The following is an 8,773-nucleotide window of genomic DNA, read 5'->3' on the forward strand; positions in this document are numbered from 1 at the left end:
GGGCCCCTTCGATTTGCGGCGGTTTAAGCGCGTTTCCGGCGCCTCGCAAGGGGGCAGGCGCGCGCGCTATATAGCCCCCAGCCAGAGGATCAGTCCCCAGGTCAGCGGCAGCGACACGGCGGCCAGCACCGTCTGCACCGCGATGAGGTTCGCCGCCAGCGTCGTGTCCCCGCCCAGTTCCCGCGCCAGCACATAGGAATTGGGCGCGGTCGGCGTCGCCGCACAGATCAGCGCAATCGCCAGCGGCAAGCCGGACAGCCCGATCATCAGCCCGATGCCGAGCACCAGCGCCGGCAGGCCGATCAGCCGCACCAGAGACCAGCTGAGCGTACGCACCCCCGCACGTGTCAGCGCCTTCAGGTCCACGCCCGCCCCGGCACTCAGCAAGCCGACCGCAATTGCGGCATTCGCCAGCAGCCGCAGCGTCTCGTCGATCACCACCGGCACCTCGATGTGCAGCGCCGCCAGCGCAATGCCGATCACGCAGGCGATCACCAGCGGATTGCGCGTCAGCGCCAGCAGGGGCTTCGGCTTCGTCCCCGGCGGGCGCTCGGCATTGGAAACGAGCGCATAGACCGAGATTACGTTCGCCGCCGGGATCATCGCGGCCGCCGCAAGGCTCACAAGGGCGAGCCCCTCATTGCCGAACAGGATCGCGCCGAGCGACAGGGCGATGATGGTATTCCAGCGCACATTCGACTGGATCACCGTGCCCACCGCCGGCCCGTTCATCCCCGGCCAGCCGCGCGCGAGGAGGCCCAGCCCGCCCAGCAGCACCTGCGCGGCCACCAGCGCGAGGATCATCGCCCAGGGCGCCGTCTCGAACTCCGCCCCGGCCAGCGCCCGCACGATCAGCGCCGGCAGCAGCACGAGATAGCCCAGCCGGTCCATCGCCCGGAACGCCTCCGGCGCCAGCCATTTGCGCACCGACAGGAGTTGCCCGAGCGCGACAATCAGGATCACCGGCAGCAGCGCCGTCAGGAACGGGGTCATGAGCTTGCCTCCAGCCGGGCGAGGGCATCCCTCAGGATGATGGCGGCGGCATGGGCATCGATGCGCGCCTCCCGGGTCCGCCGGCTCGCGCCGGCTGCGCGCAGCGCCTCGGCGGCCTCATTGGAGGAGAACCGCTCATCCTGGAAGGCAATCGGAATGTCCCGCACCTTCAGGATGCTCGAGGCCAGCGTGCGCACCGATTGCACCCTCGGTCCCGCCGTCCCGTCCGTATTCAGCGGCAGGCCGATCACCAGCCCCACCGCCTGCCGTTCGTCATAAAGCGCAAACAGCCGCGCCAGCGCCGGCGCCAGTTTCGGCTTCGGGATGGTCTCAACGGGGCTTGCCAGCCGCCGCGTCCGGTCGCTCGCCGCCACGCCCAGCGCCGCCTTGCCGGGGTCCAGCCCCAGCAGAACGCCCTCCCGGGGCAGGTCGGAGAGATCCACCACAGCCATCAGTGTGCATCGCCTTAGCGCCTTGAAGGGCCTCTGCCTATGCCGTATGGGGCGGGTTCAACAGGAGCCTGCCCATGAGCGTCACCCGTGACGATGTCCGCAAAGTCGCCCGCCTGTCCCGCATCGCGGTGCCGGAGGAGCGCCTCGATGAACTCGCCGGCGAACTCAACGGCATCCTCGGCTGGATCGACCAGCTGAACGAGGTGGACATTTCCGGCGTCGAGCCGATGACCTCGGTGGTCGAAACGAAACTCCCCATGCGTGAGGACATCGTCACCGACGGCAACATCCAGGATCAGGTGCTCGCCAACGCCCCTCGTACCGAACACGGGTTTTTCGTCGTCCCGAAATCGGTGGAGTAGGGCGTCCTTCGGCCTTCAGGCCACTTTTTGCCAGGCGAACACGTCCTGCAGCCGGGCCCAGCCGCCACTCAGGAACATGCGCAGCCGGCCATCCGGCTTGCCCTCGCCGAGCCTGGCAATCTCGGCATCAGATGTCAGCGAGAAGCCCCACTCGCCAAGATCCTCCCGGTCATACGACGCATACCCCGCGCCCGTCCGCTGATATTGTTCGACGACTTCGGCCCATTTCTTCGGCGTGAAGAACTTACGCTGGCCACTGTCGGACAAGTCCTTGGCGAACGCGCCATGGGTGGTGATCACCAGATGGCCGCCGGGCGCCAGGCTGTCCCACAACCAGTCGAACAGGACCGTCATGCGCGCGCGGTCGATATGCGTAAAGACGGAGCCGACCCAGATCAGGTCCATGCTCTTCGGCAGCGTGACCTCGCCAAAGGTCGGCGTCAGCTGCACCGGCACGCAGCCGAACTGGCTGGCGCAGAATGCAATCCCATCCGCCCGCACATCGGCGGCATAGAGCGCCGCATCCGGCGCCCAGGCACGAAGATGGCGGGCAATCCGCCCATGTCCGCAGCCGAAATCCAGTATGCTCGCCGGCTGCGTCCGGATCATCTGCGACTGGTAAAGGGTGCGCAGGACATTGATCGCCGATCTCCCGACATTCAGATAGACGTCGGCAGACATGCCCGGCTGGAGCATCCGTTCATCCGGTGAAATTGTCGGATCGACGTCCGCAAGGCGATACGGATCGCCCAAGCCCTGATTTGTCAAACTGCAGTCCTCCCCAAAGTCCCCCAGGGGATAGGCAGGGCGAATGTGGCCTGTCCGCTACAGGTTGCGGAGGGCGCCATCAATCGTCGCCATATCCCCGGATCAAAAAAAGCCTTGGGATGGATGATCTGTCAAGTTTGAATAGGAAACGCTGACGCCGGCGCTTCGAGGCGCAACGCCCTCAACCGGCTGGCATCCCAGATCGGGCTGTGCCCGCCCGGGATGCCGCAGGACCTGCTACTTCGCCGGATTGATCAGGTATTTCGTCCCCGTCGCCTTCGCGTTGTAGGCGTGCAACGTGTCCAGATCGAGCGCTTCGGCCAGCGAGATCTCGGCCGTATAGTGGCTCGCGAACGTTGTCGTCAGCTCGTCCATCACGCGCTGGCGCATCCGCGCGCGCACTTCCGGGCCGGCCTTCTGCAGGAACGGCGTCAGCAGGTAGCCCGACAGGTTCCACGCAAAGCCCACGCCCGGCGGCACAAGCGTCGGCGACATGTCCAGCCGGCCATAGATATAGACCTGCGTCTCCTGGCCTGAGCCATAGCGGCTGTATTCCTTCATCTTCCGGCTTGCCGCTGCTTCCATCGCTATCAGCAACTGGCCCGCCAGCGGCCCGCCGCCAATGGCATCAAAGCCGAGCGTTGCGCCGGTCTCCATCAGCGCGGTGATCAGGTCTTCCATGAAGGTGGGCGAGGTGGAATCGACGATATGCGTCGCGCCGATACCTTTCAGGATGTCCGCCTGTTCCTTCTTGCGCACGATATTGACCAGCGGCACCCCGTCCGCCTTGCAGATCTTCACGAGCATCTGACCGAGATTGGAGGCCGCCGCCGTATGCACGATGCCGCCCCGGCCCTGCATCTTCATCGTCTCGACGAAGGACAGCGCCGTCAGCGGATTGACGAAGCAGGACGCGCCATCGCGCGAGGTCGCCCCCGCCGGCAGCTCCATCACCTGCGCCACATTCAGCATCCTGTATTGCGAATACATCTCGCCGCCGAGGCCGGTCACCCGCTTGCCCAGCAGCGCCTGCGCCGCGGGGGAGGAGCCCGCCTTCACCACAAGGCCAGCGCCCTCATTGCCGACCGGCATCGACTGGCCGAGCCGCGCCGCCATGGCGCGCAGCGAGGGCGGCGGCACGTCAGCGGTGATCACCGGGCGCTCCTTCGTGCCGGAGGCCTTTGCCGTGCTCATGTCCGCCCCGCCGACCAGAAGGCCGAGGTCAGACGGGTTGATCGGCGTCGCCTCGACCTGGATGACCACATCATCCGGCCCGGGCTCTGGCACCGCCACTTCGGCAAGCGAAAGCTCCAGCTTGCCCTCGGCGGTCACAAGGCTGCGGATCTGTAGGCCGGTTTCAGGGATGCTCATGGGGTTCCTCCTCCTGGATTTTTTTCAAGCCGGCCGGGTGAGCCGCTTTCAGATGACGCTTGTTGCCCCAATGCCTGTCTGGCACAATCTTTCCGCTGCGTCCGCCTCAGACCGCGACATCGGCAAAGTCCTCATAATCAATCAGGATTTCCTCACTCGCCGCGATGGACCGCCGCGCGGTGAGGATCACTTCGCTGCGCCCGGCATCGACATGGAAGGCGGCGTTCGCGTCAGCGCTGTGATTGCACATCGAGATCACGCCGAACGCCACCGCCGCCCGCATGGCGCCGTCTTCGCGCTCATCGACATAGAACACATAGTGATACAGCCGCGTCGCCTTCACCGCCGCCGTATCCTCATGGTCCAGCACCAGCAGCGGATAGGCGCCGATCAGCGCTCCGGCGGGGATATCAACCGATGCAAACAGGCCGCGTCCATGCAGGGGCGAGGTTCTCACCTCGACGCGCGCCCCTCCGGGAGGGATGGTCATGCCGGATTGTCTAGCACGGCCCGGTGGCCCGGCGCCATCAGGTCTCCGGCGGATTTTCCGCCTCGGCCCGCGGGTTCCACTCCCGGATCTCGCGGATCTGGCAGCGCTGCGGGCGCGGGCCCGGCGAGCCGCTGGTGCGCGTCACCAGGATCGCATCCATCCGCGACAGGCAGGCCGAGGGCGAAACCATGCCAATCGCATCGGCATACTCCAGGTCCGGGCAGGCGCCGAACACTTCCACCATGTAACGCTTGCTGCCCCGGTGCAGCACCACGGTGCGGCGGGTATTCATGCTGAACCCGTCGATCGTGGAGGTAAAGCAGACCCGGTCGACCGGCTCGCCAAGACGCGGGTCCTCGGCATAGCGCTCCATCCCGTCCGGGCGGGACTCGCCGGGCACGCTTCCGCAGGCAGTAAGGACAGCGGCAGAAAGCAGGGCAGCAGCAGGACGCAGCATGGCGGGGCTCCTTGGCGTGTTGTGCGCTGATCCACCATGCACAGCCCCCGCTGCCGCAGCAACCGGGCTCACGGACACTTGAACTTCCAGGGCAACCGGCCTAGCAGGCAGGGCTTCATTTCCGGGCTTCCAGCGGAGGCCCGGCCTCATGCCATGGCCTCATCTTACTGGAAGTCTCTCCGATGACCGACCTGACCGACCTGACCCTCGCCGCCGCGCTCGACGGGCTGAAGGCGAAGCAGTTCTCGGCGGTCGAGATCACCGCCGCCTTTATCAGGGCCATCGAAGCCTCCCGGGTGCTCAACGCCTATATCGTCGAGACGCCCGAAAAGGCGCTGGAGATGGCGAAAGCCTCCGATGCGCGCCTCGCCAAAGGGCAGGGCGGCAAGCTCGAGGGCGCCCCGCTCGGCATCAAGGACCTCTATTGCACCGCCGGCGTGCGCACGACGGCCTGTTCCAACATCCTCGGCGAATTCACGCCCACCTATGAGTCCACCGTCACCCAGAACCTCTGGGATGAAGGCGCCGTCATGCTCGGCAAGCTCAACATGGACGAGTTCGCGATGGGCTCCTCCAACGAGACCTCGCGCTTCGGCCCGCCGATCAACCCCTGGCGCCGCAAGGGCGACAATCAGGGCCTGACCCCCGGCGGCTCCTCCGGTGGCTCGGCTGCGGCCGTCTCCGGCAATCTCTGCCTCGCCGCCACCGCCTCCGATACCGGCGGCTCGATCCGCCAGCCCGCCGCCTTTACGGGTACAGTGGGCATCAAGCCCACCTATGGCCGCGCCAGCCGCTATGGCATGGTCGCCTTCGCCTCCTCGCTCGATCAGGCCGGCCCCATCGCCAAGACCGTCGAGGACAGCGCCATCCTGCTCGAGGCGATGTGCAGCCACGACCCGAAGGATTCCACCTCCCTCAACATCGAAACGCCGGACTGGCGCCGCGATGTCACCGCCGGCGTCAAGGGAATGCGCATCGGCATTCCGAACGAATACCGCGTCGAGGGCATGTCGGATGAAATCGACGCCCTCTGGCAGCAGGGCATCGCCTGGCTGAAAGCCGCCGGCGCCGAGATTGTCGATATTTCCCTGCCGCACACGAAATACGCGCTGCCCGCCTATTACATCGTCGCCCCCGCCGAGGCCTCCTCCAACCTCGCCCGCTATGACGGGATGCGCTACGGCGCCCGCGTCGACGGCGCCAACCTCACCGCCACCTATGAGGCAAGCCGCGCCACCGGCTTCGGCAAGGAAGTCCAGCGCCGCCTGATGATTGGCACCTATGTGCTCTCCTCCGGCTATTACGACGCCTATTACCTGCGCGCCCAGAAAGTGCGCACCCGCATCCTGCAGGATTTCGTCGACGCCTTCGAGAAATGCGACGCGATCCTGACGCCGACCTGCCCGTCGCCCGCCTTTGCCTTCGGGGAGAAGTCCGGCGACCCGGTGGAGATGTACCTCAACGACGTGTTCACCGTCACGGCGAACCTCGCCGGCCTGCCGGGCATCTCTGTGCCCGCCGGTCTCTCGGCAAACGGCCTGCCGCTCGGCCTGCAGGTCATCGGCCGCGCGCTGGACGAGGCGGCCTGTTTCCGCGTCGGCGGCGCACTGGAAGATGCAGCTGGCTTTGTGGCCAAGCCGGAGCGCTGGTGGTAATCTTCCGGGCATGATCCGGTTTGTTGCGATATTTACGGGGCTGCTCGCCCTGTGCCTCATACTCATGGCGGCGCTGCTCGCCCAGTACGGCCTCAGCCTCCTCGCCCCTGAAATGCAGCCGATGCTGCTCGTCTGCATCCTGGTGGCCGCCTATGTCTCGTGGCGCATCACGATGATCCTCAAGCGGCGGGAGGGCAAAAGCGATACGGCAGCGCCCGTGCGCACAGCCGGCTTCTCCCCCGGCCTGTTCGGCGGCCTCAGCGGCGGCAAGAGCAAGGCGCTGCAGGCGCGCGAAGCCCGCGTCGCCGCCCGCCGCCGCCAGCTGATCGCCGAAGGCAAGCTTGCCCCGGAGCCGGAAGAGACGCCCGCCGAAAAACCGGACACCCCGGCCCAGCCCACCCGCGTCGCCACCAGCGCCTCGGTCAAGGAAAAGATGGCCGCCCGCGCCGAACGCGTCCGCCGCGCCCGTGAAGAAGGCAAGATCTGACCGCTGGCCCCACTCTGCCCGAGAGACGCGCTCTCCCCCCTGTCATCCCGACGAAAGTCGGGAACCAGATTCAGCATCCAGACTGGCCACCCAAACTACCCAGGAAGTGCAGACTTTTGCCGCCTCCCGGCTTCCGCCCCGATGACAAGGCAGGTATGGACACCCCAGACATGCTGAGGACTGCAGAATGACCGAACGCCCCACCTACCGCATCACCGGCGAAACCGGCGACTGGGAAGTCGTCATGGGCCTCGAAATCCATGCCCAGGTCGCCTCGAAGGCGAAGCTCTTCTCCGGCGCCTCGACCGAATTCGGCGCCGACCCCAATTGCAACGTCTCCCTCGTGGACGCGGCCATGCCCGGCATGTTGCCCGTCATCAACCGCTTCTGCGTTGAGCAGGCTATCCGCACTGGCCTCGGCCTGAAGGCGCAGATCAATCCGTGGAGCCGCTTCGACCGGAAGAATTATTTCTATCCGGACCTGCCGCAGGGCTACCAGATCAGCCAGTTCGCCCACCCCATTGTCGGCGAGGGCGAGATTGATGTGGATGTGGAAGTGCCCGGCAAACCCGGCTATTCCTTCCCCTGCCGCATCGAGCGCCTGCACCTCGAACAGGACGCCGGCAAGTCGATCCACGACATGGACCCGCACGCCACCTATGTGGACCTCAACCGTTCCGGCGTCGCGCTGATGGAAATCGTCTCCAAGCCCGATGTACGCTCGCCCGCCGAGGCCGCCGCCTATGTGAAAAAGCTCCGCGCCATCGTCATCGCGCTCGGCACCTGCGACGGCGACATGGAGAAGGGCAATTTGCGCGCCGATGTGAACGTCTCGGTCTGCCGCCCCGGAGACTATGAGAAGTTCCGCGAAACCGGCGATTTCGGCCATCTCGGCACGCGCTGCGAGCTCAAGAACATGAACTCCTACCGCTTCATCCAGCAGGCCATCGAATACGAGGCCCGCCGCCAGATCGAAATTCTCGAAAGCGGCGGCAAGGTCGATCAGGAGACCCGCCTGTTCGATCCGGTGAAAGGCGAGACCCGCTCCATGCGCTCCAAGGAAGACGCGCATGACTACCGCTATTTTCCGGACCCGGACCTTCTTCCGCTGGAAGTCGAGCAGGCCTGGATCGAGGAAATCCGCGCCTCGCTGCCCGAATTGCCCGACCAGAAACGCACCCGTTTCGAGAAGGAGTACGGCCTCTCGCGCTATGACGCAGGCGTGCTCACCTCCGATTTCGACAAGGCCGAATATTTCGAGGCCGTCGCGAAGGGCCGCGACGCCAAGCTCGCCGCCAACTGGGTGACGCAGGAACTCTTCGGCCATCTCAACAAGGAGGGGCTGGAACTCTCCGCGAGCCCCGTCTCCGCCCCCGCCCTCGGCGGCCTGATCGACCTCATCTCCGATGGCACGATCAGCGGCAAGATCGCGAAAGACGTCTTTGCCCGGATGATCGCGGGCGAGGGCGAAGCCGCCGCCATCGTCGAGAAACACGGCCTCAAACAGGTGACCGACACTGGCGCCATCGAGAAAGTGGTCGACGAGATCATCGCCGCCAATCCTGAACAGGTCGCCAAGGTGAAGGACAAGCCCCAGACGCTGGGCTGGTTCGTCGGCCAGGTCATGAAAGCCTCCGGCGGCAAGGCCAACCCGCAAGCCGTCAACGACATCCTGAAAGCCAAGCTGGGGATTTGACGCCCTGACCTTGAACCCCTCTCCCCCTTGGGGGAGAGGGGC

At 65.8% G+C, this 8,773-nt stretch carries 10 protein-coding genes; 4 read left to right on the top strand and 6 right to left on the bottom strand.

All coding sequences use genetic code 11. The features are described 5' to 3' along the window. Nucleotides 1-66: 66 nt before the first annotated feature. Nucleotides 67-993 (bottom strand): AEC family transporter, encoded by a 927-nt coding sequence (locus tag ACK4SV_RS11295; RefSeq protein ID WP_409917935.1) that lies wholly within the window; start codon nucleotides 991-993, stop codon nucleotides 67-69. Then, nucleotides 990-1,445 carry a Holliday junction resolvase RuvX gene (gene ruvX / locus ACK4SV_RS11300; RefSeq protein ID WP_409917936.1) on the bottom strand — a complete coding sequence of 152 codons (456 nt, stop codon included), beginning with the start codon at nucleotides 1,443-1,445 and terminating at the stop codon, nucleotides 990-992. Before ruvX ends, ACK4SV_RS11295 begins: the two co-directional genes overlap by 4 nt. A 74-nt stretch (nucleotides 1,446-1,519) precedes the next feature. Here ruvX and gatC point away from each other — a divergent pair, with 74 nt between their 5' ends. Beyond that, nucleotides 1,520-1,807, top strand: coding sequence for an Asp-tRNA(Asn)/Glu-tRNA(Gln) amidotransferase subunit GatC (gene gatC / locus ACK4SV_RS11305; RefSeq protein WP_409917937.1), 288 nt, complete (start codon nucleotides 1,520-1,522; stop codon nucleotides 1,805-1,807). Nucleotides 1,808-1,822: 15 nt separating this feature from the next. On the opposite strand, the gene ACK4SV_RS11310 is transcribed toward gatC, so the two are convergent. The 4 genes from ACK4SV_RS11310 to ACK4SV_RS11325 form a co-directional block, all read right to left on the bottom strand. After that, nucleotides 1,823-2,575, bottom strand: coding sequence for a class I SAM-dependent methyltransferase (locus ACK4SV_RS11310; protein WP_409917938.1), 753 nt, complete (start codon nucleotides 2,573-2,575; stop codon nucleotides 1,823-1,825). A 237-nt stretch (nucleotides 2,576-2,812) separates the two neighbouring features. Further along, on the bottom strand, nucleotides 2,813-3,946 hold the full coding sequence (locus tag ACK4SV_RS11315) for a zinc-binding dehydrogenase (protein ID WP_409917939.1): 1,134 nt from the start codon (nucleotides 3,944-3,946) through the stop codon (nucleotides 2,813-2,815). Nucleotides 3,947-4,052: 106 nt separating this feature from the next. Further along, entirely contained in the window at nucleotides 4,053-4,436 is a 384-nt protein-coding gene (locus ACK4SV_RS11320; RefSeq protein WP_409917940.1) for an SET domain-containing protein, read from the bottom strand. Between the two features lie 37 nt (nucleotides 4,437-4,473). Next, nucleotides 4,474-4,893, bottom strand: a complete 420-nt coding sequence (locus tag ACK4SV_RS11325) for a DUF6491 family protein (protein ID WP_409917941.1) — start codon at nucleotides 4,891-4,893, stop codon at nucleotides 4,474-4,476. Nucleotides 4,894-5,075: 182 nt separating this feature from the next. Here ACK4SV_RS11325 and gatA point away from each other — a divergent pair, with 182 nt between their 5' ends. The 3 genes from gatA to gatB all read left to right on the top strand — a co-directional run bounded on the left by gatA (nucleotide 5,076) and on the right by gatB (nucleotide 8,731). Continuing rightward, on the top strand, nucleotides 5,076-6,548 hold the full coding sequence (gene gatA, locus ACK4SV_RS11330) for an Asp-tRNA(Asn)/Glu-tRNA(Gln) amidotransferase subunit GatA (protein ID WP_409917942.1): 1,473 nt from the start codon (nucleotides 5,076-5,078) through the stop codon (nucleotides 6,546-6,548). A gap of 10 nt (nucleotides 6,549-6,558) precedes the next feature. After that, nucleotides 6,559-7,035, top strand: a complete 477-nt coding sequence (locus ACK4SV_RS11335; RefSeq protein ID WP_409917943.1) for a hypothetical protein — start codon at nucleotides 6,559-6,561, stop codon at nucleotides 7,033-7,035. A 187-nt stretch (nucleotides 7,036-7,222) separates the two neighbouring features. Continuing rightward, nucleotides 7,223-8,731 (top strand): Asp-tRNA(Asn)/Glu-tRNA(Gln) amidotransferase subunit GatB, encoded by a 1,509-nt coding sequence (gatB, locus tag ACK4SV_RS11340; RefSeq protein WP_409917944.1) that lies wholly within the window; start codon nucleotides 7,223-7,225, stop codon nucleotides 8,729-8,731. Nucleotides 8,732-8,773: the final 42 nt, after the last annotated feature.

This window comes from Hyphomonas sp. (assembly GCF_046313735.1).
In the GTDB taxonomy this organism is placed as follows: domain Bacteria; phylum Pseudomonadota; class Alphaproteobacteria; order Caulobacterales; family Hyphomonadaceae; genus Hyphomonas.

Coding starts and splice junctions, on each gene's coding strand:
- ACK4SV_RS11295 (WP_409917935.1), bottom strand. CDS start 993: ATGACCCCGTTCCTGACGGCGCTGCTGCCGGTGATCCTGATTGTCGCG.
- ruvX (WP_409917936.1), bottom strand. CDS start 1,445: ATGGCTGTGGTGGATCTCTCCGACCTGCCCCGGGAGGGCGTTCTGCTG.
- gatC (WP_409917937.1), top strand. CDS start 1,520: ATGAGCGTCACCCGTGACGATGTCCGCAAAGTCGCCCGCCTGTCCCGC.
- ACK4SV_RS11315 (WP_409917939.1), bottom strand. CDS start 3,946: ATGAGCATCCCTGAAACCGGCCTACAGATCCGCAGCCTTGTGACCGCC.
- ACK4SV_RS11320 (WP_409917940.1), bottom strand. CDS start 4,436: ATGACCATCCCTCCCGGAGGGGCGCGCGTCGAGGTGAGAACCTCGCCC.
- ACK4SV_RS11325 (WP_409917941.1), bottom strand. CDS start 4,893: ATGCTGCGTCCTGCTGCTGCCCTGCTTTCTGCCGCTGTCCTTACTGCC.
- gatA (WP_409917942.1), top strand. CDS start 5,076: ATGACCGACCTGACCGACCTGACCCTCGCCGCCGCGCTCGACGGGCTG.
- ACK4SV_RS11335 (WP_409917943.1), top strand. CDS start 6,559: ATGATCCGGTTTGTTGCGATATTTACGGGGCTGCTCGCCCTGTGCCTC.
- gatB (WP_409917944.1), top strand. CDS start 7,223: ATGACCGAACGCCCCACCTACCGCATCACCGGCGAAACCGGCGACTGG.